Origin of the sequence: Citrobacter sp. Cpo032 (assembly GCF_030332975.1) — a bacterium.
In the GTDB taxonomy this organism is placed as follows: domain Bacteria; phylum Pseudomonadota; class Gammaproteobacteria; order Enterobacterales; family Enterobacteriaceae; genus Citrobacter; species Citrobacter portucalensis.
In genome coordinates this window covers 185708-210871 of sequence record NZ_JAOWGU010000036.1, presented here as the reverse complement: position 1 = coordinate 210871, position 25164 = coordinate 185708, and the positions used below count along the sequence as shown (strand labels likewise).

Sequence of the window (25164 nt, the reverse complement as noted above, 5' to 3'; positions counted from 1 at the left end):
CGCTTATTTACGATAACAATGACTATCCCACCCGCAGTAAATCGCTATATCTCGTTGTATAACGTGGTGAAAGCATATCTCGCTTCATCGCCCACGGTTGTTGTATACCTTGTCCGGCAAAATAGAGCGTTCCTTTACCTTTTTCAGCATTGAGCGTATCCAGAACGGCCATCAGCTTATCGCTGTTATGCCGTGGGGCGTTGTCATCAAACAGATTCAACTGCGCAACGCCAGAACTAAAAAAATCGCCCAGCATGACCCCTGCTTTTTGATAACGCAGCCCCTCCCGCCATATTGCGTCCAGGCTACGTGTGGCCGCCCTTATAATTTCCCGACTATCCTGGGTTGGTGTCAGCAGTTTTATCGATGCGCTGTTACCGTAATACGGTTCATTCAGGGAAAATGGGCTGGTTTTGATAAACGTAGAGATAAACCGGCAGAACTGGTGCTCTCTGCGTAATTTTTCCGCAGCACGTGCAGCATAGGTACAAATAGCCTCTCTCATCGCATTGTAATCCGTGAGTTTTTCACCAAACGATCTTGAACAAATGATCTCCTGCTTAACTGGCGCAAACTCTTCCAACGCCAGGCACGGTTCACCGCGCAATTCCCGCACAGTGCGCTCAAGCACAACGTTGAAATGTTTGCGGATAAAGCGAATATCGGTATCCGCTAGATCGCAGACCGTTTTAATGCCCATAGCGTCCAGTTTTTTACTGATACGGCGTCCGACCCCCCAGACTTCATCAACCGGGAGCGCAGCCATCAGCTTACGCTGACGCTCAATATTCGAGAGATCCACCACCCCGTCAGTCTGTTCCTGCCACTTTTTGGCAGCATGGTTCGCCAGCTTGGCCAGGGTTTTGGTCTGGGCGATACCGACCCCAACCGTGAGGCGCGTTTTCTGTAAAATGGTTTCTCTGATTTCACGACCAAAATCTGTAAGATCCCTGCAGTTTCGCACGCCAGTTAAATCACAAAAGGCTTCATCGATACTGTACATTTCCACGCGCGGAGACAGCTCCTCCAGAATTGACATTACCCTGCTGCTCATATCCGCATACAGCTCGTAGTTCGAACTAAAGCAGAACACGCCGCAGCGCCTGAACAGATCTTTCTGTTTGAAGTATGGTGCTCCCATATTGACGCCAAGCGCCTTCGCTTCCGCGCTGCTGGCAATGACGCAGCCATCATTATTTGAAAGAACAACAACGGGTTTACCTTTCAGGTCCGGTCGGAATGCCGATTCACAACTGGCATAAAACGAATTAACATCCACCAGCGCAAACATGATCAGCCCGCGGATTTAATGATAAATGTCACCACGCCAAATATATCCAGCGTGTCCTCGCTGCCGATCATGATCGGTGCGTAGGCGCTGTTCTCTGGCTTCAACATCACCACCGGATGCAATTGCAGGCGCTTAACGGTGAATTCGCCTTCAATAGCAGCAATCACAATGTCTCCGTGGGCCGCTTTTCTGGCACTGTCGACTACCAACAAGTCGCCAGCACCGATCCCTGCCCCCATCATGGAGTCGCCAGACGATTTTACAAAATAGGTTGCGCTGGGATGCTGCACCAACAGGTCGTTAAGATCGATACGTTTCTCAACGTAATCCTGCGCCGGAGAAGGAAAACCGCAGGGCACGAGATCGCTAAATAGCGGGAAGTGTTTGATTTCGGGATGTTCAACTGGCTGGAAAAACAACATAATAATCTGCCTCTCATATAACTGTATTTATATACAGTAGTTTTAATGAGGACAGTGATCAAGTGACAGACGTGGCGAACTGAGCGTTGTTTAACCATCTTGCCGGTAAGCGTTTATGCTATCTGGAAAAATAATTTTCGGTTTTATTCCACAGAAGAAAGTACAAATTTTCGCGACATGTACTCAGCCGGAATGATAACGACTACGGCGCCCTGAAAGCGCGTATAGTGGCGTACTAAAATCATTAAAACGGACACATTATGACCACCGCAGGGAAAAGTCATCCGCTGGCCATTGGCGGCCTCATCACCTTAACGCTCATCTGGAGCTACAGCTGGATCGCGATGAAACAGGTCACGCACTACATCGGCGCGTTCGACTTTACCGCACTACGCTGTTCTTTTGGCGCATTATTGTTATTCATCGTTCTGTTACTGCGTGGCCGAGGAATGCGCCCGACACCTTTCGGCTATACGTTAGCGATCGCCTTGCTACAAACATGCGGCATGGTTGGATTATCACAATGGGCGCTAGTCAGCGGCGGTGCAGGTAAAGTAGCCATACTGAGTTATACCATGCCATTCTGGGTGGTGATTATGGCCGCCATTTTCCTCGGTGAACGCATGCGGCGTTTACAGTATTTCGCCATTGCCGTGGCAGCTGCGGGATTATTGCTGGTTTTACAGCCATGGCAACTGAACTTTGCCTCAATGCAGAGCGCGCTACTGGCGATCCTTTCTGGGATCAGTTGGGGGGCCAGCGCGATTGTCGCCAAGCGAATGTATACCCGCCATCCGAATATCGATCTGTTAGCGTTGACCGCATGGCAGATGCTGTATGCCGCGCTGGTGATGAGCCTGGTGGCCTGGCTGGTTCCACAGCGAGATCCAGACTGGCAACCTGTCGTTTTCTGGGCATTAGCTTATAGCGCCGTGCTGGCGACGGCGCTGGCATGGAGTTTATGGCTGTTTGTGTTGCGTAACTTACCAGCCAGTATTGCCAGCTTAAGTACGCTGGCGGTACCTGTCTGTGGCGTTCTGTTTTCCTGGTGGTTGCTGGGTGAAGAGCCTGGCGTTGTTGAAGGCTGCGGTATTGTGCTGATTGTTGTTGCGCTGGCTATCGTCAGCCTGAAAAAACGCGTCTCCCAGGTTCAAAGCGTACGAAAAGCACCACCCTGCGAAAATTAATCGGCTAAAAAAATGCCCCGCATTTGCGGGGCATTACCTCAGGAGCGTTTACGCGGCATCATGCGCAACAGCGTATTATCCTTCCAGAAATAGTGATGCATCAGGGCGGCAACGGCATGCAGACCAATAACAAAATAACCCAGGTTTGCCAGCGTCACGTGCCAGGACTTCAGCATATCCACTAAATCAAAGTTAGCCTCTGCCGCATGCGGCATAACGATGCCGAATGCAATCCACGGATTACCCCGGTTGTACATCATCACCAGCCCAATAATAGGCAGCACAATAAACAACAGATAGATAACCAGATGCCCCAGATGCGCCATGCCGGTCATCATTGGCTTTGGTTTTGGCACAATCGGCGGTGCCGGATATTTCAGCCTGACCAGCAGACGCGCCACCATCAGCGTTAATATCGTGATACCACAGGATACGTGCACCATGTTGAATAAGGGACGATAGCTGCGCGGGAAAAATCCGCGAAACTCCATGGCGCTATAGGCCACAATAACTAACAAAAAGACCAGCCAGTGAATACCGATTTGCAGGCCAGAATACTTATTCCCCATAACACTTCCTGAATAAAAACAATAATGCGTCAACATAACGGGCTTTTGTTAAAAATTCATTAACTTTTGTTCACCCATTTTCAGTCGCTTACGCTTAACCGCAAGAACCGCTATTGCCGAGGATGCCTGTCTGGACTAAGCCTGGTAAGGAAAATATGTCGTACCGCCTCATCCTGACAGGAGAAAACCATGAGTAAAATTGGCATTAACGGTTTTGGTCGTATCGGCCGTCTGGTATTGCGTCGGCTACTGGAAGTCAAAAGCAACGTGGAGGTTGTGGCCATTAATGACCTCACCTCGCCCAAAATTCTCGCCTATCTGTTAAAGCACGATTCAAACTACGGCCCGTTTCCCTGGAGCATCGACTTTACCGAAGACGCGCTGATTGTCGACGGTAAAAAAATCGCGGTTTACGCAGAAAAAGAGGCCAAAAATATCCCGTGGAAAACCACTGGCGCTGAGATAATCATCGAATGCACCGGTTTTTATACCTCGACAGAAAAAGCCAACGCGCACCTGAATGCAGGTGCCAAAAAAGTGCTGATATCCGCCCCGGCTGGCGACATGAAGACCATTGTCTTTAACGTCAACGACGACACAATGGATGCGAACGATCGGATTATCTCGGTCGCATCGTGCACCACCAACTGCCTGGCACCGATGGCGAAAGCGCTGCACGATAGCTTCGGTATTCAGCTTGGCACTATGACCACCATCCACGCCTACACGGGAACGCAGTCGCTGGTTGATGGTCCACGCGGGAAAGATCTGCGCGCCTCGCGGGCAGCAGCAGAGAACATCATTCCCCATACCACTGGTGCCGCCAAGGCCATTGGTCTGGTTATTCCGGCGTTGAGCGGAAAATTAAAAGGCCATGCCCAGCGTGTTCCGGTGAAAACAGGATCTGTCACGGAACTGGTATCGATATTGGGGAAAAAAGTCACTGCTGAAGAGGTCAACAACGCGCTGAAAAAAGCCACGCAAAATAATGAGTCGTTTGGTTATACCGACGAGGAAATCGTCTCGTCAGATGTCATTGGCTCGCATTTCGGTTCGGTATTTGATGCAACACAAACCGAGATTACCGAAGTGGGCGATCTGCAACTGGTAAAAACCGTCGCCTGGTACGATAACGAATACGGTTTTGTCACCCAGCTTATTCGTACGCTGGATAAATTTATCAAGCTCTAATGTTCTGGCGGAGGCCTGCCTCCGCCCTCTTTCATTTCCCGCGAATTCAATACGTTGTGAGTCTCTCCCCGTTTTCAATTCACTGACTGTGCTATAGCTAACCTTTGCCACTGAGGGAGCATAGTAATGGAAGCACTGAGTCGTGAAACGTTAGAAAACATGATGGAGCAAGCCGTTGCCCACGCAACCACCGTCTCATTCTGGCCGCAGAGTGAAGCCCCCGGAGCAAAAAACAGCGATGCGGTCTTTACGCCAGAACCCCGACATACAGGAACATCTCAGTATGATCGTGCTGTCACCGGTATTCGCGCCCCGGAAATTACCGTTTATGCCCCCGAAAAACCTAACGGCGTAGGGATCCTTGTTACACCGGGAGGTTCTTACCGTCGCGTGGTGATGGATAAAGAAGGCAGCGTACTGGCACCATTCTTTAACGCCCGCGGTTATACCCTGTTTGTGATGACCTACCGCATGCCGGGTGATGGCCATGAGGAAGGTGCAAACGCGCCGCTGGCCGATGCCCAGCGCGCCATGCGCTACATTCGCGCCAACGCCCATGAATGGAAAATTAACCCTGATCGTATCGGTGTGTTGGGCTTCTCTTCCGGTGGTCACGTAGCCGCCAGTCTGGGAACCCGGTTTGCCGAACCGGTTTATACACCGATTGATAGCATAGACGAGCAACCAACGCGTCCTGCGTTCATGGCGTTGGTCTACCCGGTGATTACTCTGCGTGAAGACATCGGCCACCCGGGCTCTCGTCTTGAGCTGGTTGGCGCTACGCCCGAAAAGGAAGATCTGCGCCACTATTCTCTGGAAGATCGAGTGGATAACACGACACCGCCGACATTCCTGCTACACGCCATCGACGATCCGGCGGTGAAAGTAGAAAACAGCCTGGTTTTCTTTAATTCGCTACGTGGGCTGGGCGTTCCGGTCGAAATGCATCTGTTTGAACGCGGTAAGCACGGATTTGGTATTCGCGATGCGCAAGGGTTACCGCTGGCCATCTGGCCTGAAATGATGATGAACTGGATCGCCACCAAAGTGTGAGAATTGCGCCGGGTGGCGTACAGGCTCACCCGGCGAAAAACTTAAGACTGCAAATACACTACCTGTGTTTGCAGGTATTCATTCAGACCGTGTTTACCATCTGCCCCGCCAATCCCGGACTTGCGCCAGCCAGCGTGGAAGCCCTGCATCGCCTCGAAGTTTTCGCGATTAATATAGGTTTCGCCAAACTTCAGCCCCTTAATCGCCTTCATTGCCGTATTCAGATTCTGCGTATAGATCGATGAGGTCAGTCCGTAGTCGCTGTCATTGGCCATCGTCAACGCCTGTTCCAGCGTATCAAATGCCACCACCGGCAGCACCGGACCAAACGTCTCCTCGTGCATAATCGCCATATCCTGGCGCACGTCTAACAGTAATGTCGGCGGATAGTAATAACCTTTACCAGCAACGGCTTTACCACCCAGCACCACACGGGCGCCTTCCTGCACCGCTCGCTCGACTTTTTGCTCTACACGCGCCAGCGCAGCGGCATTAATCAGCGGCCCCATCGCAATGTCATTGCGTTCGGCCGGATTGCCAAACTGCACGGCTTTCATCGCCTCACCCAGACGATTAACGAACTGGTCATAGATACCTTTCTGAACGTATACGCGCTCGGCACAGTTGCATACCTGTCCGGTATTGATCACCCGCGAGTCAACAATAGCCTTCACCGCCAGCTCAAGGTCAGCATCGTCCATCACGATAGCCGGGGCCTTGCCACCCAACTCCAGACAAACTTTGGTGATGTTTTTGGCCGCTGCGGCCATAATTTTCTCACCCGCACCGACGCTACCGGTCATGCTCACCATGGCGACCTTCGGGTTTCCGGCCAGCTCCTGCCCGACCGTTTCACCGCGTCCCAGCACCAGGTTAAAGACTCCGCGCGGTAAACCAATGTCATCAACAATTTTGGCAAAGGCGATGGCGTTATTCGGTGTGAATTCACTCGGCTTAATGACGATGGTATTTCCCGTCAGCAAGGCGGGGGCCAGTTTGCGGGCAATCAGGAAAAACGGGAAGTTCCACGGCAGAATGCCCGTCGTCACGCCCAGTGCACGCTTAAACAGCAATATATTCTCACCTGAGCGATCGCTTTGCAGGATCTCGCCTTCATAGCGACGCGCCCACTCCGCCATGTAATCGATATAGTCAGCGGTAAACGCGACTTCAACGTCAGCCAGTTGTTGAATTTTTCCACCTTCCGCCACAATCAACGCGCTGATTTCATCGGCTCGCTGGCGGATACCTGTAGAAATTTTGCGTAACCAGTTTGCCCGTTCAATGGCAGGCAACGCTTCCCATTGCGGCTGAGCGCGATCCGCGGCATCGATCGCTTTACGCGCATCTTCGGCACGACCATCGGGAATACGCGAGATAATCTCTTCCGTGGCCGGATTGACGACATCAATCCAGGCGTCATCGTGCCAGGTCACAAACTGCCCATCGATATACATAGGATGTTGTACGGGTACTGACATGCGGCTCTCCTGTGATTGATTTGTTTTTAACAAGTAAAACTATTGTTAATTAATATCAATCATGCATGACGCATTATCGCTGGAGTGGCGGTTCTGTGAACTGCTTCATAAAAGCGTCTGGAAAAGTAAGAATAAAGAGAAAAACCAGGTGGGATTTCTGCCCGTTTGCCGTAAAACACCGACAAACGGGCAGCAAGAATTACAGAGAACGGCTCTCCAGTAAGTCGGTCAACGCGGTATCATTTTTTAGCTGCTGCCAGGCTTGCTCGACGTCCTGGGGTATATCAACATGTACGATAAAATCGTGTCCACAGGGCCCGTAGCCGGTTGCATCATCACGCAGGCGCGGAAGTTCACCGGTAATGAGAGAAAGATAGCGTTCTACCGACCACAGACCTTCTGCGGCGGGCACAAAATCCACGCCGTCGTGCTGTTGGGCCAGTTCAGGGATGAAACCAGGGAAACTCAACCAGCGCGGCGCATGCGACTCATCGCGGGTGACGCGCTGAAACGTGGCCATTGTGCGGCGTTGCATCGTGGGATCCTGCACCACAATGACGGTATGAATACTTTCTGCCGCCTGATTCAGTAATGCACAGCTAAACCGGGCATTCTCACCGCAGTTTGTCGACTGATCTTCCACCCAAATTTTCTCACCCGGAATTTGCCAGAACTGGTGAGCAATATCGGCAAGGATCGCCGCTTCCGCGCGTCCGGTAGTACGAATGATGCTATAACGCGGATGCTGGGCAATCGCATCATACAGAAAGCGCGTGGAATGACCGATACCACCGCTAATCAGCAAGGGAACCTGTTGCTCTTTCGCGATCCGACAGGCGGCGTCGATGGTAGGAATAACCGCGTTCCCTGCCAGAATCACGCAATCTGACTGAACGGTGATATTCCCCGTAAAATCATTCTGCGCTAGCCATCGCCCTACGGTATTGATAGCCGCAAGGGTGGTTGCGGAAAGTGTCGGAAACTGACTCATATTGATGACTCCTGGTGTTTATCTTTACCGGGTACAGATGCCGGGTGGCGGCTACACCTCATCCGGCCTACGGCCCTGCACCGATTTATCCCGAAATCTGCTCCATCGCCTGCAGAATACGTTTATCGGAGATCGGATACGGCGTACCAAGCTGCTGGGCAAAATAGCTGACGCGCAGCTCTTCTATCATCCAGCGGATCTCTTTGACATCGGCATCTTGACGGCGCGCGGGAGGCAGTTTATTGAACCACTGCTGCCAGGCCTGCTGCACACTGTCCACTTTCAGCATCTGTGCACGGTCACGGTGCGGATCGATAGCCAGTTTTTCCAGACGTTTTTCAATAGCCTGCAAATAACGCAACGTATCGCCCAAGCGTTTGAAACCATTGCCGGTAACAAACCCGCGATACACCAGTCCGCCCATTTGCGATTTGATATCCGCGAGACCCAGCGCCATGGTCATATCCACGCGCCCTTTCAGACGTTTATTGATATTAAACACTGCGGTCAGGATCTGTTCGACCTGCTTCGCAATCTCCACCACCGTATCGTTCAGTTCAGCCCGCACTTTCTCATGCAGCGCGGTAAAGCCTTCTTCAGTCCACACCGGGCCACCGTTGGCGTCAATTAACTGATCCACACCGCAGGAGATACAGTCGTCAATCAAATCCAGAACTTTACCGTATGGGTTAAAGTACAGCCCCAGCTTGGCTTTATTGGGCAGCTTCTCATGCAAATATTTGATTGGCGAAGGAATATTCAGCAGCAACAGGCGGCGTAAACCGCACCACATCGCCTGCTGTTGTTCCAACGGATTATCAAACAGTTTGATGGCAACGCTGTCACGCTCATCGACCAGCGCCGGCCACGCTTTCACCTTATAGTTACCGCGTTTTTGTTCGTAACTTTCCGGAAGCTGACCGAAGCTCCAGATGTGCAACCCACTCTGTTCAATGCCGTCATCGGCCACCGCAGACAATGTTTCCTGAACTTTACCCTTCAGCGCATCCTTCAAATCTTGCAGCGAACGTCCTTCCTGTAGCTTCTTATTTTTATCATCCACCACCCGGAAGGTGATTTTTAGGTGATCGGGCACCTGATCCCAGTGCCAGTCTTCACGGTCAACGGTAACGCCGGTCATGCGGCGCAGTTCACGCTCCAGCGAGTCCAGCAGCGGCAGTTCCAGCGGTGTGACGCGGCCTAAAAACGCTTCCGCATAGTTCGGCGCGGGCACAAAGTTGCGTCGTACCGGTTTTGGTAACGACTTAATCAGGGCAATCACCAGTTCGCGGCGCAGCCCCGGGATTTGCCATTCAAAACCGCTCTCTTCGATCTGATTAAGCAGCGGGAGTGGAATATGTACGGTCACACCGTCCGCATCGGCTCCAGGTTCGAACTGGTAGCTCAGGCGCAGCTTAAGGTTACCCTGATGCCAGAAGTTCGGATAATCCAGCTTACTGATTTTCTCCGCACCCTCTTTGATGAGCATGCTCTTTTCAAAGTTGAGCAGATCCGGGGTTTCACGGCTGACCTTTTTCCACCAGCTATCAAAGTGACGAGCAGAAACCACGTCATGGCTGATGCGTTGGTCGTAAAACTCAAACAGCGTCTCATCATCGACCAGAATGTCGCGACGGCGTGATTTGTGCTCTAACTCTTCCACTTCAGCCCGTAACTTCAGATTGTCACGGAAAAACGCATGGCGCGTTTGCCAGTCGCCTTCCACCAGCGCATGACGAATGAACAGTTCACGCGACAACGCGGGATCGATCTGGCTGTAATTTACCTTACGGGCCGCAACAATCGGTAAGCCGTAGACGGTGACTTTTTCTGTCGCCATCACAGCACCCTGCGCGCGTTCCCAGTGCGGTTCACTGTATGAACGTTTGATCAGATGCTGGGCTACCGGTTCCACCCATTCGGGATCGATACGCGCGGCAATACGTCCCCACAGGCGACTGGTTTCCACCAGCTCCGCGACCATCGTCCACTTCGGCGGTTTTTTGAATAAACCTGAACCCGGGAAGATCGAGAAGCGAGCGTTACGCGCCCCGGTAAACTCCTGTTTATCGGTATCTTTCATCCCGATGTGCGACAGTAAACCGGTCAGCAACGCGACGTGGATCTCCCGATATTCAGCGGGTTCGCTGTTGACCGGAATACCCAACTCTTTCACCACCTGGCGCAGTTGCGTGTAGATATCCTGCCACTCACGCACGCGCAGGTAGTTCAGAAAATCAAGTTTGCACTGGCGACGGAACTGGTTTGACGACAGCGCTTTTTGCTGCTCGCCGAGATAGTTCCACAGGTTCACAAATGCAAGAAAATCAGACTCTTTGTCGTGGAAACGGCGATGCTTCTCATCGGATGCCTGCTGCTTGTCCATTGGACGCTCGCGCGGATCCTGAATGGACAGCGCCGAGGTGATGATCATCGCTTCGCGCACACAACCATGTTTTTGTGCTTCCAGCACCATTCGCGCCAGCCGTGGGTCCACCGGAAGTTGCGACAGCTGACGGCCCAACGGCGTTAACTTGTATGCGGTTGCCTGTTCGTCGGTGGTTATCGCCCCCAACTCTTCGAGCAGGCGCACACCGTCCTGAATATTGCGCTTATCCGGCGCTTCAACAAACGGGAACGCCGCGATATCGCCCAGCCCCAACGCGGTCATCTGCAAAATAACGGATGCCAGGTTGGTACGCAGGATCTCCGGGTCGGTAAACTCCGGGCGCGACAGGAAATCGTCTTCGGAATACAGACGAATACAGATCCCTTCCGAAACACGACCGCAGCGACCTTTACGCTGGTTAGCAGAGGCCTGCGACACCGGTTCAATCGGCAAGCGCTGAACTTTGGTGCGGTAACTGTAACGGCTGATACGCGCGGTGCCCGGGTCAATTACGTATTTGATTCCCGGAACGGTCAGCGACGTTTCCGCCACGTTGGTCGCCAGCACGATACGGCGACCGCTGTGCGACTGGAACACGCGGTTCTGTTCGCTGTTTGAAAGACGCGCATACAGCGGTAGCACTTCGGTATGGCGCAAATCCAGCTTATTCAGCGCATCGGCGGTATCGCGAATTTCACGTTCGCCGCTCATGAAGACCAGAATGTCGCCTGGCCCTTCACGCCCCAGTTCATCTACGGCATCAAAAATTGCCTGCAGCTGGTCACGCTCAGTGTCATCTGCATCTTCAACAATTGGACGATAGCGCACTTCCACCGGATACGTTCGGCCGGAGACTTCGATAATCGGCGCGTTATTGAAATGCTTTGAAAAACGTTCAGGATCGATGGTCGCCGAAGTGATGATAATTTTTAGATCCGGGCGACGCGGTAGAAGTTCTTTCAGATAGCCGAGCAGAAAATCGATATTCAGACTGCGTTCATGCGCTTCATCGATGATAATGGTGTCGTACTGCATTAGCAGCCGATCCTGTTGGATTTCTGCCAGCAGGATACCGTCCGTCATCAGCTTGACCATGGTGTTATCACTGACATGATCGCTGAAACGTACCTTATAACCGATACAGCCGCCCGGCTCGGTCTGCAGTTCTTCCGCGATACGATTCGCCACAGTACGCGCCGCCAGACGGCGCGGCTGGGTATGGCCGATCAGCCCTTTTACCCCGCGCCCCAGCTCCATACATATTTTGGGTAACTGGGTAGTTTTCCCCGATCCGGTCTCACCGGCGACAATCACCACCTGATGGTCGCGGATTGCCTCCAGAATATCCTGTTTTTTCTGGCTGACGGGCAGGTTTTCCGGATAGCGGATTTCCGGACGCGCAGCTTCACGCAGCACAACTTTACCGGCTGCCAGCTCAATCTCTTTCGCCATCTCCTGGTAAATGGCCTGTTGTGCATCAGGATTTTTAACCTTCTTCACACCGTGCAGGCGGCGGGCAAAACGCTGTCTGTCACGCAGCATCAGTGAGTCCAGCTGTTGCTGCAACATGTTGAAGGTTAATTTTTGTTGTTCTGTCATAGCGTTAAAAGGCAGTGCTCTGCCGGGTTAAATCTCTTTTAGATGATGGGTATAGAGTACCACATCGGCGCTTTTCATGTGTTGTTCAATAATTTCGAACATAGGATTCGATATATTGCGCTATCACTGCGACAGGATTGTGAATAAAGTGTCAACAAGCAACGGGGCACTACCCCTTCAAACACATAAAAGGAAACACCCATGAGCAAGGTATTAGTTCTTAAATCCAGTATTCTGGCAGGGTACTCTCAGTCTGGTCAGTTGTCTGATTATTTTGTTGAACAGTGGCGTGAAAAGCACTCTGCTGATGAAATCACTGTCCGTGACCTGGCTGCAAATCCTGTACCGGTACTGGATGGCGAACTGGTGGGTGCGATGCGCCCGAGCGATACACCGCTGACGCCGCGTCAGCAAGAAGCGTTGGCGCTGTCCGATGAGCTGATTGCTGAGCTGAAAGCGCATGATGTGATTGTTATCGCCGCGCCGATGTACAACTTCAACATCCCAACGCAGCTGAAAAACTACTTTGACCTGATTGCCCGTGCAGGTGTGACTTTCCGTTATACCGAGAAAGGCCCGGAAGGTCTGGTGACAGGTAAACGCGCGGTGGTGCTGACCAGCCGTGGTGGTATTCATAAAGACACACCAACCGACCTGATCACGCCGTACCTGAACGTATTCCTGGGCTTTATCGGCATCACCGACGTGAATGTTGTCTTTGCTGAAGGTATTGCTTACGGCCCGGAAGTGGCGTCTAAAGCACAGTCCGACGCGAAAGCCGCTATCGACAGCGTGGTAGCTGCCTGATAATTCCCCCCTCTCACCATCCGGTGGGAGGGTTTCTCCGACACTTACTTCTTTCCCTGCATCTGTATCTGTTTGCCGTGAATGCGATTAATATCACGCCAGATAGGTGCATAATCCCTGCATTTCGCCAGATTCTCTTCCCAACAATGAAGCAAAAACTGTTCAGGCTCCGCGACATCCCGGCTTAACAGCTTGAATACCCAACGATTCCAGACGTACCACTTGAGAAGCCACATGATTTCACCCTACGACGCGACCGGTGTTGGACTATACCAGCATCCATTTTATGCCGTGTGGCAACTATTGCGATGTCGATGAATAATCCAGCGTCGTGTCCCTCTGGCAGTGTGAAAAAGCGATTTACTCTTTTCTCAACCACTTACCATTTATACCCTGCACATACTCTCCCGGTTTAGCGCGAGCAACCAGCTTTTGCCCGGCCATTTTTGCCACTTCATCTGGCGGAATATTATTGCTCTCTGCCAGTTGCTGATAGCTGGCGTTGCGCGCTTTATTAATCTCACTCACCAGCGCCTGCGTTTCGGCATCGGTTTGCAATGCGACCAGATAGCCATTGAGCGTTTCCCCTACTCGCCCCTGAGTTCTGGCTTCATTCAGGGTCAATGCCCACGTATTGCTGCTGAGTAAACTTAGGACGACCAGCGCCACTGCAAACTGTTTTCTCATCATGACCTCAGAACAAATCGCTGCGCGATTTCAATAAACTTTCGACGTCTTTATCAACTTTGATATGGATCTCATGCTCGATTTTGACGTTCATATTAATGGTGATGGGCTCTTTTGGCGCAGCCACTTCGATTCTGGGAGTACATCCTACCAGCAGAGATGAAGTCAGCAGACCTAGCATGGCAGCTATCGTTTTCATTGTTGTTCCTCACATTCCTTGCCTTCCGGGCAATGGGTTTCCGGCAGCGCTGCATTTTGTTCAAGCCATGCCTGTAAATTGTCGCCAAAACGCAAACTGCGCCATAGCGTAAAGACGTTTTCCTCGTGGGTATAATTCAAATTAACCGTACCTACTTTGCCATCTACCCGACTATTGCCAGTCACGGTTGACTGCATGGTTAAGACACCGAGGTTATCCAGATTTATTTTCGTCCACGAATGGCTTATTTCCATATAACGCAGCCAGTTAATGGCCGCCCCCGCCGCCATGTTATCTTTGACGACCGCATCCGCTGTGTCCTTATCAATACGCAACGTCATCGGCCCTGGATTAGTCAACCAGCCGTCTTTAATGATCCATTTTTCGTTGTCCAGCCATAATGGCAACGCACCACTGACCGGGCCAGACATGGCGAACTGTTTGGGGTTAACCGCACTGATAAGCTCGCTGGAAGAGATATTCTGCACCCGCAATAAGGCCGGGTCGTGCTGCGGCATCCGCAGTTGCTGCATGATGATTTTGCCACCCAGCAGGTCGGCACTGACATCGCTCAACAGTAACGGGTTGTTTTCACTCCAGGGGTACGCCCCCTGCAGATCGGCGGCGATATTCTTCACCGTCACCTGATTCACCACTTCCGCAATACGCAGTGAAATAGGTCCACGCGTACCCAGTTGCCATGCGCCTTCACTAAACCGGAAAGGCAATACAAAATCGACACCGTTGATTTGGTTATCGGGCATCCAGGCGCTACCGCCTTTTAACACCCCATGACCGCCTGCTTCAAAGCCCTGCTCCGGGGCTGCCGAAAATGCGACCTGCGCATACAGATCACCTTCACGTAGCTTCATTTTCCAGTCAGGTGGAACCAGAGGTTGGAATACGGTGAGCGATTGTTTTGGCCACCAGGCCTGTCCGCGCAGGCGGATACCGTCCCAACGACCATTCAGCTGTACGGGCCCAATCGCCCCAGCGTGAAGCTGGCCTTTGAACTGGAAAATTGTCGGATCGCTACCTTCCACGCTGAACTTCAGCGTCGATGGTGGTAACACGCTTCCCCCGGTGAAGGTGGTGTTCCCTGCGTCCAGCGACAGCGCGCCGCTAAATGTCGGTTTGGTTGCATCCCGCACCCAAACTATCGGTTCGTCCATCACCAGACGCGGATTTTCCACCTTCATCGTGCCGTATTGCAGATGATCAAATCCGGTAGAAAGATCAAATAGCTTCAGGGTGTTGTCATGCCATTCTCCCTTACCCGCTACGTCCCAACGGGCATGCATCGGCGTAAAGCTGCCTTCTCCCCAATATCGCCACTGCCAACGACCGGCATCAGGAAGAAAATCATTTGCCAGGCCATCCAGATGCAGTTCAAAGCCCCCCATCTGGTTTTCATGCGCACGTAAAATAGCCTGCAGACGCCCATCCACACCACGTTGCGTGACTTTTACGCCTGCCAGCGGCCAGCGAATCTCGTCAATATCCAGCGAATCAATCACCCGCCCACGTGAGCGCAGCAGCGCTCCTGGCTCAAAAGCCAATTGTGGATCGTTCAGACTTCCGGTAAGTCTGGCGGGCAATTTCGCGTAGAAGATCAGATCGCCCTGTTTCGCTTCACCGATCAACTGTAGCGGCATCTCGCTACTATCCATGCCAAGCTTACCCGGCCCCAGCGTTAATACGGCATTTCCTTTACCGGCGTCGCCATGCGTCAGAACGTTCAGACGCCCGCTCACCACCGCGTTTTCCAGTCCGGCCTGCCAGTTCTCAACTTTTATGCCCAACCGCCCGCTTAACGGGAATCCCTGATAAGGCCAGTTCCAGCGTCCGTCGCTGATGGTCAGTTGCTGGCGTGTTATTTCCCACGGAAGGTCCAGCAGCGGATCGGCATTATCACGCGCCATGACAATCAGTTGTCCGCTGTTTTCTTGCCACTCCAGTTCGGCGTCCACAAGCGTAGGCTCTTGCGGCAGACTTAACGTCGCAACCGCATGACCGCTTACCGGTAGCCCATCGGGAACCAGTGGCATAGTAAATTCACCGACCAATTTTACCGGCGGCTGGCCTTCAAATGCCGCAACATCCAGCTCAGTTACCGTGAGGTTTTGCCCGTGCAAACGCCCATGGAATTTAACTTTTTCCCCCTGGTAACGCAGCTGTTGAGTGGTGGGAGTGAGCGAGAGTGACAGTTTTCCCTGCCATTCCTGCCATGGAGAAAGAATAAGTTTGTCGATGTTAATCCAGGTATTGGGCAGCATTGACTGCCATTCAGCCAGCGTTTTAGGCGCTGCCGGCGATGGCTCTGCCTGCGGCAATTTGGCCAGGCAAGCTGAATCCAACTCAATGGTCCCGACATTGAGCAACCAGCGGCTGGGGTGAGACAGATCCGCCTGAGTGATGCGTGCTAGCGGGCAATCTTCAACCAGATAGCGGAGTTCAGGTATATGCAACCCATGCCGTGTCAGCCGCGGGCTTTCATCCAGCGCGATGCGTGTTCCAACGGGTAACCAGATACCCACCAACGTAGGCACCCACAGGCCAAGCGTCATCACTAGCGTCAGCGGCACGAGAATCAATAATAAGAGGAGTGCCAGAACGGCTTTATATTTACCCTTCATGGGTAGTTAATATCCTGATTTAGCAAAAATTTAAGCCGGTTTAGGCCTGTATTGTGGCATGTTTAACTGGATATGCCCACATTAAGGATAGATAACCGATTTCTAGGCACGCTGTTACACGTGCCGTCTGGGATATTAAGATTCAGACTCAATGAGGCCTAAGTTGTCCATCGCTATGTTTAGGTCCGATACGACCTGCTTCTATCAGAATTTCCTCAATGAGTTCTTCGAGGCACTCCCTACCATGATGATCGCAGACCAGATGTACCTGCCGGGAAATCTCATCAGGTTTCATACCATCGCATAATGCCGCCTTGAGCATTAGGGTGGCCCATCGTTTTGCTTCAGAGTGAGTCAGCATAACCCCTCCCGATAATTGCTACCTGTATAAGCGTAGCTGTCCGGATGTGATTCGGCTGGCTTTTTACCTGCCGCGATATTCAGGTGTTGAGTTGGAAAGAAAAATATCCAGTTGTTGAAATTGTGTAACCTGCCCACACTAACAACAGATACGCTGAAATTATTCATTACGCCTATGACTATCAATAACTTTTTAGATTTTGTAAAATAATTTGAATTGGATTAATGTGACGTCAAAATCACTGGAGAAAGTCTTATGAAACTCGCCATCTATAGTACAAAACAGTACGACAAGAAGTATCTGCAGCAGGTTAACGAGGCTTTTGGTTTTGAACTTGAATTCTTTGACTTTCTGTTGACGGAAAAAACAGCGAAAACCGCCCATGGCTGTGAAGCTGTGTGCATTTTCGTCAACGACGATGGCAGCCGCCCCGTTCTGGAAGAACTGAAAAAGCATGGCGTGAAATACATTGCGCTGCGTTGTGCCGGGTTCAATAACGTCGATCTCGACGCAGCAAAAGAGCTGGGTCTGCAGGTGGTTCGTGTTCCAGCTTATTCACCAGAGGCTGTCGCTGAGCATGCGATTGGCATGATGATGACGCTGAATCGCCGTATTCACCGCGCTTATCAGCGTACCCGTGATGCCAACTTCTCTCTTGAGGGGCTGACCGGTTTTACTATGTATGGCAAAACCGCTGGGGTGATCGGTACCGGTAAAATCGGTATCGCTGCGCTGCGGATCCTGAAAGGTTTTGGTATGCGTCTGCTGGCGTTCGATCCTTACCCGAGCGCTGCTGCTCTGGAGTTAGGCGTTGAATATGTCGATCTTAAAACGCTGTTTGCAGAGTCCGATGTCATCTCTCTGCACTGCCCGTTAACACCGGAGAATTATCATCTGCTCAATCACGAAGCCTTTGAACAGATGAAAAACGGCGTGATGGTCATTAACACCAGTCGTGGTGCATTGATCGACTCACAAGCCGCTATCGATGCGCTGAAAAACCAGAAAATTGGTTCTCTGGGTATGGACGTGTACGAGAACGAACGCGATCTGTTCTTTGAAGATAAATCTAATGATGTCATTCAGGATGATGTATTCCGTCGTCTGTCAGCCTGCCATAATGTGCTGTTTACCGGTCATCAGGCATTCCTGACCGCAGAAGCGTTAACCAGCATTTCTGAGACCACGCTGCAGAATCTGGCCCAAATATCTAAAGGCGAGACCTGTCCAAACGCCCTCTTCTAATTCCTGTGCTCCCCTGGCGTCAGGGGAGCATTTTCAGACAATCACCGATGATAAAACATTCAGTATCATTATTATATTGAATGTATTCCCGTCACAAACGTAGAGAAACTTAATGAAGAAAGTTGTCACGTTGATTGCGCTCAGCATGCTGATGGCTGGCTGTGTGAGCAATGGAAAAGTTTCCGTCAATCGCGAACAGTTGCAGCATCACCGCTTCGTTTTGCAAAGCGTGAATGGTAAAGCCGTCACCGCCACCAACAACCCACCTGAGTTAAGTTTTGGCGAAAACATGACGGTATCAGGAAAGATGTGTAATCAATTCCACGGCCAGGGCAAGCTGTCCGACGGTGAGTTGAAGGTAAAAGATATGGCGATGACGCGTATGATGTGCGCCGATCCACAGCTTAACGCGCTCGACGGGATCGTCAGCGAAATGTTTAAGCAAGGCGCACAGGTCGATCTGACTGCTGACCAGTTAACGCTGGCGACAGCAGAACAAACGCTGACGTATAAACTCGCGGATTTAATGTAGGAAACGTGGTGGCTTAATAGCTCCCACAACTTCCGGCGGCAAGCGACTGCTCACTACAGCGTTTGCCGTTGGGTAGCGCACACATCCCGATAGCAGAACCATCCAGTTGACGAGCAACAGAGAGCGAACCGCCAATCATGGCGCAATTAGCTTCTCCTGAACTGGACATTGCTGCCTTCATGCCCGGTGCGACATGCGCGGCAGTTGCCTGCTGAACAGGTTCGCTGCTACAAGCCGATAATAATAACGCGGCACATCCTACCCAAAACGCTGCGCGCATCTTACTCCCCTCTGAATATTAACCAAACGACACAGCCATAAATAATAGGCAGCGGAAACACCGCCGTCGAGAGGCAAAATACGCATTTATGCGTACTGTTTACATTTTCTGGCAATTTTTTGCCTGCTCCTTTGATCAAACCATTCATTCTGTTTATTCCAGGGACACAAAAGCGAAAATCTGTCTTTAGCGCTTTTGCTAAAATAGAAAGATAACTACAGGACTCGCCGCTGTTACGCGTGTCCCTCTTTTTGCGCAATGTAAGGGTGTCAGTATGATCACAATTGACGGTAATGGTGCGGTTGCTTCAGTCGCATTTCGTACCAGCGAGGTTATCGCCATCTACCCGATTACGCCCAGTTCGACGATGGCTGAACAGGCAGATGCCTGGGCCGGGAACGGGCTTAAGAACGTGTGGGGGGATACCCCTCGCGTCGTAGAAATGCAGTCAGAAGGTGGCGCGATCGCAACCGTTCATGGCGCGTTGCAGACCGGTGCGCTCTCTACGTCGTTTACCTCATCGCAGGGCCTGTTGCTGATGATCCCAACGCTGTACAAACTGGCCGGTCAGTTGACCCCGTTTGTACTGCACGTTGCGGCTCGTACAATTGCAACTCACGCATTATCGATCTTTGGCGATCATTCCGACGTGATGGCGGTGCGCCAGACAGGATGTGCGATGCTGTGTGCCAGCAGCGTTCAGGAGGCACAGGACTTTGCGCTGATTTCGCAAATTGCCACCCTGAAAAGCCGGGTTCCGTTTATTCATTTCTTTGATGGTTTCCGTACATCCCATGAAATCAATAAAATTGTGCCACTGGCCGACGACACGATCCTCGGACTGATGCCGCAGACGGAAATCGATGCTCATCGCGCTCGGGCGCTTAATCCTGAGCATCCGGTTATTCGCGGTACGTCTGCGAACCCGGACACCTATTTCCAGTCACGCGAGGCAACAAACCCGTGGTACAACGCGGTTTACGATCATGTAGAACAGGCGATGAACGATTTCGCCGCAGCGACAGGTCGCCAGTACCAGCCATTTGAATATTACGGCCATCCTCAGGCTGAGCGCGTCATTATCTTAATGGGCTCGGCGATTGGAACCTGCGAAGAAGTCGTTGAAGATCTGCTGGCACGTGGCGAGAAAGTTGGCGTTCTGAAAGTGCGTCTGTTCCGTCCATTCTCTGCCAGACATTTACTGCGCGCGCTGCCGGAAACCGTACGCAGCATCGCCGTCCTGGATCGCACCAAAGAACCCGGCGCACAGGCAGAACCGTTGTATCTGGACGTAATGACCGCGTTAGCAGAAGCCTTTAACTGTGGCGAGCGAGAAACGCTACCGCGCGTGATTGGCGGACGTTATGGCCTTTCTTCCAAAGAGTTCGGTCCAGACTGCGTGATGGCAGTCTTTAATGAGCTGAGCAGCGCGAAGCCGAAACCTCGCTTTACGGTCGGTATCTATGATGATGTCACCAACTTGTCGCTACCGTTACCGGAAAACACCCTGCCCGGTACGGCTAAGCTCGAAGCGCTGTTTTACGGGCTGGGCAGCGACGGTAGCGTGTCAGCCACCAAAAACAATATCAAAATTATTGGTAACTCGACGCCATGGTATGCGCAAGGTTATTTCGTCTACGACTCGAAAAAAGCAGGCGGTCTGACAGTCTCCCACCTGCGCGTTAGCGAGCAGCCTATTCGATCAGCGTATCTGGTTTCACAAGCCGATTTTGTTGGCTGTCACCAGCTGCAATTTATCGATAAGTATCAGATGGCCGAGCGCCTGAAACCAGGCGGTATCTTCCTGCTTAATACGCCATACAGTGTGGATGAAGTCTGGGGTCGTCTGCCACAGGAAGTTCAGGCGGTACTGAATCAGAAGAAAGCCCATTTCTACGTGATTAATGCGGCCAAAATCGCCCGCGAATGCGGTCTGGCAGCGCGTATTAACACCGTTATGCAAATGGCCTTCTTCCATTTGACGCAAATCTTACCCGGCGACAGCGCGTTGGCTGAATTGCAGGGGGCGATTGCGAAAAGTTACAGCAGTAAAGGACAGGACCTGGTTGAACGTAACTGGCAGGCTCTGGCCCTGGCGCGCGAATCCGTCGCCGAAGTAGCACTCCAGCCGGTTGATCCGCACAGCGCAAACCGCCCACCGGTGGTTTCTGATGCCGCACCTGATTTCGTGAAAACCGTCACCGCGGCAATGCTCGCCGGTCTGGGTGATGCCCTCCCCGTATCCGCGCTGCCGCCAGACGGTACCTGGCCAATGGGCACCACGCGTTGGGAAAAACGCAATATCGCCGAAGAGATCCCCATCTGGAAGGAAGAACTGTGTACCCAGTGTAACCACTGCGTTGCCGCTTGCCCGCACTCGGCAATCCGCGCCAAAGTGGTTTCACCTGAAGCGATGGAAAACGCCCCTGCTAGTCTGCATTCTTTGGATGTGAAATCACGCGATATGCGCGGTCAGAAGTATGTACTGCAGGTTGCACCAGAGGATTGCACTGGCTGTAATCTGTGTGTCGAAGTTTGCCCGGCAAAAGATCGCCAAAACCCGGAAATCAAGGCCATCAATATGATGTCGCGCCTTGAGCATGTTGAAGAAGAAAAAGTTAACTATGACTTCTTCCTCAATCTGCCGGAGATCGACCGCAGCAAGCTTGAACGCATTGATATCCGTACCTCGCAGTTAATCACTCCGCTGTTTGAATATTCCGGCGCCTGTTCTGGTTGTGGTGAAACACCGTATATCAAACTGCTTACGCAGCTGTATGGCGACCGCATGCTGATCGCTAACGCGACCGGCTGTTCATCGATTTATGGCGGTAACCTCCCTTCAACGCCGTATACGACCGATGTCAATGGTCGTGGACCTGCGTGGGCAAACTCTCTGTTCGAAGATAACGCCGAGTTTGGTCTGGGCTTCCGCCTGACGGTGGATCAACACCGTGTGCGCGTCATGCGTTTGCTGGAGCAGTTTGCGGATAATATTCCGTCTGAACTGAATGACGCCCTGCATGCTGAAGCGACGCCAGAAGTACGCCGTGAGCAAGTTGCTGCGCTGCGCCAGCATCTGAAAGATGTCGAAGGTGCACAGCAACTGTTAACCGATGCCGACGCGCTGGTCGAGAAGTCCATCTGGCTGATTGGCGGCGACGGCTGGGCTTATGATATTGGTTTTGGCGGACTGGATCACGTCCTGAGTCTGACCGAGAACGTCAATATTCTGGTGCTGGATACCCAGTGTTACTCCAACACGGGTGGACAAGCGTCGAAAGCCACACCGCTTGGGGCGGTTACCAAGTTTGGTGAGCATGGCAAGCGCAAGGCTCGCAAAGATCTTGGCGTCAGCATGATGATGTACGGGCATGTTTATGTCGCACAGATTTCTCTGGGCGCCCAGTTGAATCAGACGGTCAAAGCTATCCAGGAAGCTGAATCCTACCCCGGCCCGTCGCTGATTATCGCGTATAGCCCATGTGAGGAGCATGGCTATGATCTCGCGCTAAGCCACGATCAGATGCGTCAACTCACGGCTACCGGATTCTGGCCGCTGTACCGCTTTGACCCACGCCGAGCAGACGAAGGTAAGCTGCCGCTGGCGCTCGACTCGCGCCCACCGTCAGATGCGCTGGCCGAAACATTGCTTAACGAGCAGCGTTTCCGCCGCCTGAACGCCCAACAGCCAGAAGTTGCAGAACAGCTGTGGAAGGATGCAACGGCTGATTTGCAAAAACGCTACGACTTCCTGGCCCAACTGGCAGGCAAAGCGGAAAAGAGCGGTACCGAATAATACGTTTTTCTCAGTATTAGCCCGGAACCAAAAAAAAAGCCCGAACAGTTGTTCGGGCTTGTCAATTTATTCGCTGGCTAATTAATAAGTGTCATCAATATACCAACGAAAAATAAAACGTGACAATAAAGGCATATAACACGCGCAGAATACCCCAACAAAATTCAATTGTATAATTTTTATTTTATATATATTTTACAAGCTCATTCACGGCAATTATCACTATTTCCGTAGAATTATTTGTTTAAGGTTTTACTTAAGACGTAACAATTCATATTTATCTCTTTACGGAACTTCTCCTTTAGCATGCTTTTACTCCCTACATGGGTGGTCACAGGTTAATAAAAAAACTAAAGGATTATTTCAATGAACAGAAAAGTACTGGCTCTCGTAATTCCTGCCCTGCTGGCTGCAGGCGCTGCTCACGCTGCAGAAGTTTATAATAAAGACGGCAACAAATTAGATCTCTACGGAAAAATTGATGGTCTGCGTTACTTCTCTGACGATGCCAGCAATGATGGCGATCAGACTTATTTCCGTGGCGGCTTCAAAGGCGAAACTCAGATTAACGATATGCTCACCGGCTATGGCCAGTGGGAATATCAGGTAAATGCCAACACAACTGAAAGCAACCGCAGCAACAACTTTACTCGTCTGGCCTTTGCAGGTCTGAAATTCGGCGACTACGGTTCATTCGACTACGGTCGTAACTACGGCGTTATGTACGACGTAGAAGGTTGGACCGATATGCTGCCAGAATTCGGTGGCGACTCTTACACCAAAGCCGACAACTTCATGACCGGCCGTGCAAACGGTGTTGCAACCTACCGCAACACCGACTTCTTCGGTATGGTGAACGGTCTGAACTTCGCGCTGCAGTACCAGGGGGCGAACGAGCAGAAAAGCGACGAATACAACCAGGAAGGTACCGGCAATGGTACTGGCCGTAACGTTCAGAACTCTAACGGTGACGGCTTCGGTCTCTCCTCTACCTACGATCTGGGTATGGGCGTAAGCTTCGGTGCGGCTTACACCACGTCTGACCGTACTAACGAGCAGACCACTGCGGGTGGCGACGTTGCTGGCGGTGACAAAGCTGATTCCTGGACTGTCGGTATGAAATACGACGCGAACAACATCTATCTGGCAACCATGTATGCAGAAACTCGCAACATGACTCCATACGGTGATAGCGGCGTAGCCAACAAAACTCAGAACTTCGAAGTAACTGCACAGTACCAGTTCGACTTTGGTCTGCGTCCGTCCGTTTCCTTCCTGATGTCTAAAGGTCAGGATCTGGGCGCTAACGGATCTGACGGCGACAAAGATCTGGTTAAATACGCAGACATCGGTGCGACTTACTACTTCAACAAAAACATGTCTACCTACGTTGATTACAAAATCAACCTGCTGGATGAAGACGATAGCTTCTACACCAGCAAAAACATCTCTACTGATGACGTAGTTGCTGTAGGCCTGGTTTACCAGTTCTAAGTTCGTCAGCCCGCTGGCAACGGCGGGCTATCCTTATTTTCTGTGTAACTCTGTTTTATCTCATTCAAAACATTATATCTGTTGCGTTAAAACACATCTCTGATAGATGATATCTTGCATTAAGGTCTGTAGTAGAGGATACCTGCAATGAATCATCATCCTGTAAAATCATCCCGTATTGCATCCATCGGCTATGACGAATCCTCTTGCACGCTAGAAATTCGCTTTCACCAGTTGGCTACGCTGCAATATCAGCAGGTCCCTGCCCGTATTTTTCGTGATTTCCTGATCGTGGTCTCTAAAGGCCGATTTTACGATGGGGTAATAAAAGGCAAATTTCCTGAAATCAAAATAAAGTGATGCCAAAATGTGATCGTTGTCATTGTACATAAAGTGCCATTACGCGGTAAGCTTTACGTGGATACTTAAACAGGAGGTTTTATGAACAGAACGATTCTTGTACCCATCGATATTTCAGACTCAGAATTAACTCAACGCGTTATTGCCCATGTTGAAGCAGAAGCAAAGATCGACGATGCACAGGTTCATTTTTTGACCGTCATTCCGTCATTGCCCTATTACGCTTCCCTGGGACTGGCCTACTCGGCAGAGTTACCGGCCATGGACGATCTGAAAGCCGAAGCGAAATCTCAACTGGAAGAGATTATCAAGAAGTTCAATATCCCAACGGACCGAGTGCACGTTCATGTCGCAGAAGGTGCGCCGAAAGACAAGATTCTGGAGATCGCTAAAAAATTACCGGCTGATATGGTCATTATTGCCTCACACCGACCTGACATCACCACCTACCTGCTGGGCTCTAACGCCGCGGCTGTAGTGCGTCACGCGGAGTGTTCGGTACTGGTAGTCCGCTAAGCTGTCTGGCCCGCACATCGTTGCGGGCTTTTTGTTTCTACGCCTTATCCCCCACGATTCCTGTCCTAAATGTGC

21 protein-coding genes are annotated in these 25164 nt (G+C 51.5%); 10 read left to right on the top strand and 11 right to left on the bottom strand.

Annotation, left to right across the window (positions count from 1 at the left end):
- Window positions 1–22: 22 nt before the first annotated feature.
- Both OGY33_RS07285 and OGY33_RS07280 read right to left on the bottom strand, forming a co-directional pair.
- Window positions 23–1291 carry a Y-family DNA polymerase gene (locus OGY33_RS07285; protein ID WP_048214134.1) on the bottom strand — a complete coding sequence of 423 codons (1269 nt, stop codon included), beginning with the start codon at window positions 1289–1291 and terminating at the stop codon, window positions 23–25.
- A 2-nt stretch (window positions 1292–1293) separates the two neighbouring features.
- Complete coding sequence (locus OGY33_RS07280; RefSeq protein ID WP_003833182.1) at window positions 1294–1713, bottom strand: translesion error-prone DNA polymerase V autoproteolytic subunit; 420 nt, start codon at window positions 1711–1713, stop codon at window positions 1294–1296.
- Between the two features lie 260 nt (window positions 1714–1973).
- Here OGY33_RS07280 and OGY33_RS07275 point away from each other — a divergent pair, with 260 nt between their 5' ends.
- Window positions 1974–2900, top strand: a complete 927-nt coding sequence (locus OGY33_RS07275; RefSeq protein WP_048214133.1) for a DMT family transporter — start codon at window positions 1974–1976, stop codon at window positions 2898–2900.
- Between the two features lie 38 nt (window positions 2901–2938).
- Here OGY33_RS07275 and cybB read toward each other — a convergent pair whose 3' ends face one another.
- Window positions 2939–3469, bottom strand: a complete 531-nt coding sequence (gene cybB, locus OGY33_RS07270; protein ID WP_008784870.1) for a cytochrome b561 — start codon at window positions 3467–3469, stop codon at window positions 2939–2941.
- A gap of 189 nt (window positions 3470–3658) precedes the next feature.
- On the opposite strand from cybB, the gene gap reads away from it, so the two are divergent.
- Both gap and OGY33_RS07260 read left to right on the top strand, forming a co-directional pair.
- Entirely contained in the window at window positions 3659–4660 is a 1002-nt protein-coding gene (gene gap, locus OGY33_RS07265; RefSeq protein WP_191238478.1) for a type I glyceraldehyde-3-phosphate dehydrogenase, read from the top strand.
- A 126-nt stretch (window positions 4661–4786) separates the two neighbouring features.
- The gene (locus OGY33_RS07260; RefSeq protein WP_149607268.1) at window positions 4787–5713 is read left to right on the top strand and encodes an alpha/beta hydrolase; all 927 of its coding nucleotides are present in this window, start codon (window positions 4787–4789) and stop codon (window positions 5711–5713) included.
- Between the two features lie 41 nt (window positions 5714–5754).
- Here the strand turns inward: OGY33_RS07260 and aldA are convergent, their stop codons facing one another.
- The 3 genes from aldA to hrpA form a co-directional block, all read right to left on the bottom strand.
- The gene (gene aldA / locus OGY33_RS07255; RefSeq protein WP_191238477.1) at window positions 5755–7194 is read right to left on the bottom strand and encodes an aldehyde dehydrogenase; all 1440 of its coding nucleotides are present in this window, start codon (window positions 7192–7194) and stop codon (window positions 5755–5757) included.
- A gap of 199 nt (window positions 7195–7393) precedes the next feature.
- Window positions 7394–8185 (bottom strand): YdcF family protein, encoded by a 792-nt coding sequence (locus OGY33_RS07250; RefSeq protein WP_149607270.1) that lies wholly within the window; start codon window positions 8183–8185, stop codon window positions 7394–7396.
- A gap of 85 nt (window positions 8186–8270) precedes the next feature.
- Window positions 8271–12173 (bottom strand): ATP-dependent RNA helicase HrpA, encoded by a 3903-nt coding sequence (hrpA, locus tag OGY33_RS07245; protein ID WP_191238476.1) that lies wholly within the window; start codon window positions 12171–12173, stop codon window positions 8271–8273.
- 201 nt (window positions 12174–12374) lie between these two features.
- On the opposite strand from hrpA, the gene azoR reads away from it, so the two are divergent.
- Window positions 12375–12980 (top strand): FMN-dependent NADH-azoreductase, encoded by a 606-nt coding sequence (azoR, locus tag OGY33_RS07240; protein WP_003020341.1) that lies wholly within the window; start codon window positions 12375–12377, stop codon window positions 12978–12980.
- Between the two features lie 44 nt (window positions 12981–13024).
- Here the strand turns inward: azoR and OGY33_RS07235 are convergent, their stop codons facing one another.
- The 4 genes from OGY33_RS07235 to OGY33_RS07220 all read right to left on the bottom strand — a co-directional run bounded on the left by OGY33_RS07235 (window position 13025) and on the right by OGY33_RS07220 (window position 16502).
- On the bottom strand, window positions 13025–13216 hold the full coding sequence (locus tag OGY33_RS07235) for a hypothetical protein (protein WP_032943560.1): 192 nt from the start codon (window positions 13214–13216) through the stop codon (window positions 13025–13027).
- Between the two features lie 124 nt (window positions 13217–13340).
- Window positions 13341–13667 (bottom strand): YdbL family probable chaperone protein, encoded by a 327-nt coding sequence (locus OGY33_RS07230; RefSeq protein ID WP_032943562.1) that lies wholly within the window; start codon window positions 13665–13667, stop codon window positions 13341–13343.
- Between the two features lie 7 nt (window positions 13668–13674).
- A complete protein-coding gene (locus OGY33_RS07225) occupies window positions 13675–13866 on the bottom strand; it encodes a YnbE family lipoprotein (RefSeq protein ID WP_008784882.1) in 192 nt (63 codons plus the stop codon).
- Window positions 13863–16502, bottom strand: coding sequence for a YdbH family protein (locus OGY33_RS07220; RefSeq protein WP_103015382.1), 2640 nt, complete (start codon window positions 16500–16502; stop codon window positions 13863–13865). Before OGY33_RS07220 ends, OGY33_RS07225 begins: the two co-directional genes overlap by 4 nt.
- Before the next feature lie 616 nt (window positions 16503–17118).
- Here OGY33_RS07220 and OGY33_RS07215 point away from each other — a divergent pair.
- Complete coding sequence (locus tag OGY33_RS07215; protein WP_003833196.1) at window positions 17119–18108, top strand: 2-hydroxyacid dehydrogenase; 990 nt, start codon at window positions 17119–17121, stop codon at window positions 18106–18108.
- Window positions 18109–18220: 112 nt separating this feature from the next.
- Window positions 18221–18640, top strand: coding sequence for a heat shock protein HslJ (hslJ, locus tag OGY33_RS07210; protein WP_048216300.1), 420 nt, complete (start codon window positions 18221–18223; stop codon window positions 18638–18640).
- A gap of 13 nt (window positions 18641–18653) precedes the next feature.
- Here the strand turns inward: hslJ and OGY33_RS07205 are convergent, their stop codons facing one another.
- Entirely contained in the window at window positions 18654–18920 is a 267-nt protein-coding gene (locus OGY33_RS07205; protein ID WP_003833199.1) for a putative hemolysin, read from the bottom strand.
- A 274-nt stretch (window positions 18921–19194) separates the two neighbouring features.
- Here OGY33_RS07205 and nifJ point away from each other — a divergent pair, with 274 nt between their 5' ends.
- The 4 genes from nifJ to uspF all read left to right on the top strand — a co-directional run bounded on the left by nifJ (window position 19195) and on the right by uspF (window position 25089).
- Complete coding sequence (gene nifJ, locus OGY33_RS07200) at window positions 19195–22719, top strand: pyruvate:ferredoxin (flavodoxin) oxidoreductase (protein ID WP_191238475.1); 3525 nt, start codon at window positions 19195–19197, stop codon at window positions 22717–22719.
- Window positions 22720–23085: 366 nt separating this feature from the next.
- Window positions 23086–24213, top strand: coding sequence for a porin OmpC (gene ompC, locus OGY33_RS07195; RefSeq protein WP_149607272.1), 1128 nt, complete (start codon window positions 23086–23088; stop codon window positions 24211–24213).
- A 147-nt stretch (window positions 24214–24360) separates the two neighbouring features.
- A complete protein-coding gene (locus tag OGY33_RS07190) occupies window positions 24361–24573 on the top strand; it encodes a KTSC domain-containing protein (protein WP_103015385.1) in 213 nt (70 codons plus the stop codon).
- 81 nt (window positions 24574–24654) lie between these two features.
- A complete protein-coding gene (gene uspF / locus OGY33_RS07185; RefSeq protein WP_003833207.1) occupies window positions 24655–25089 on the top strand; it encodes a universal stress protein UspF in 435 nt (144 codons plus the stop codon).
- Window positions 25090–25164: the final 75 nt, after the last annotated feature.

Bases quoted from the DNA above. Each gene is read 5' to 3' on its own strand.
- ompC (WP_149607272.1), top strand. From the start codon at position 23,086: ATGAACAGAAAAGTACTGGCTCTCGTAATTCCTGCCCTGCTGGCTGCA.
- OGY33_RS07190 (WP_103015385.1), top strand. From the start codon at position 24,361: ATGAATCATCATCCTGTAAAATCATCCCGTATTGCATCCATCGGCTAT.
- OGY33_RS07250 (WP_149607270.1), bottom strand. From the start codon at position 8,185: ATGAGTCAGTTTCCGACACTTTCCGCAACCACCCTTGCGGCTATCAAT.
- OGY33_RS07220 (WP_103015382.1), bottom strand. From the start codon at position 16,502: ATGAAGGGTAAATATAAAGCCGTTCTGGCACTCCTCTTATTATTGATT.
- OGY33_RS07275 (WP_048214133.1), top strand. From the start codon at position 1,974: ATGACCACCGCAGGGAAAAGTCATCCGCTGGCCATTGGCGGCCTCATC.
- hslJ (WP_048216300.1), top strand. From the start codon at position 18,221: ATGAAGAAAGTTGTCACGTTGATTGCGCTCAGCATGCTGATGGCTGGC.
- aldA (WP_191238477.1), bottom strand. From the start codon at position 7,194: ATGTCAGTACCCGTACAACATCCTATGTATATCGATGGGCAGTTTGTG.
- OGY33_RS07225 (WP_008784882.1), bottom strand. From the start codon at position 13,866: ATGAAAACGATAGCTGCCATGCTAGGTCTGCTGACTTCATCTCTGCTG.
- OGY33_RS07215 (WP_003833196.1), top strand. From the start codon at position 17,119: ATGAAACTCGCCATCTATAGTACAAAACAGTACGACAAGAAGTATCTG.
- OGY33_RS07230 (WP_032943562.1), bottom strand. From the start codon at position 13,667: ATGAGAAAACAGTTTGCAGTGGCGCTGGTCGTCCTAAGTTTACTCAGC.
- azoR (WP_003020341.1), top strand. From the start codon at position 12,375: ATGAGCAAGGTATTAGTTCTTAAATCCAGTATTCTGGCAGGGTACTCT.
- OGY33_RS07280 (WP_003833182.1), bottom strand. From the start codon at position 1,713: ATGTTGTTTTTCCAGCCAGTTGAACATCCCGAAATCAAACACTTCCCG.
- OGY33_RS07205 (WP_003833199.1), bottom strand. From the start codon at position 18,920: ATGCGCGCAGCGTTTTGGGTAGGATGTGCCGCGTTATTATTATCGGCT.
- hrpA (WP_191238476.1), bottom strand. From the start codon at position 12,173: ATGACAGAACAACAAAAATTAACCTTCAACATGTTGCAGCAACAGCTG.
- uspF (WP_003833207.1), top strand. From the start codon at position 24,655: ATGAACAGAACGATTCTTGTACCCATCGATATTTCAGACTCAGAATTA.
- nifJ (WP_191238475.1), top strand. From the start codon at position 19,195: ATGATCACAATTGACGGTAATGGTGCGGTTGCTTCAGTCGCATTTCGT.
- OGY33_RS07260 (WP_149607268.1), top strand. From the start codon at position 4,787: ATGGAAGCACTGAGTCGTGAAACGTTAGAAAACATGATGGAGCAAGCC.
- cybB (WP_008784870.1), bottom strand. From the start codon at position 3,469: ATGGGGAATAAGTATTCTGGCCTGCAAATCGGTATTCACTGGCTGGTC.
- OGY33_RS07235 (WP_032943560.1), bottom strand. From the start codon at position 13,216: ATGTGGCTTCTCAAGTGGTACGTCTGGAATCGTTGGGTATTCAAGCTG.
- OGY33_RS07285 (WP_048214134.1), bottom strand. From the start codon at position 1,291: ATGTTTGCGCTGGTGGATGTTAATTCGTTTTATGCCAGTTGTGAATCG.
- gap (WP_191238478.1), top strand. From the start codon at position 3,659: ATGAGTAAAATTGGCATTAACGGTTTTGGTCGTATCGGCCGTCTGGTA.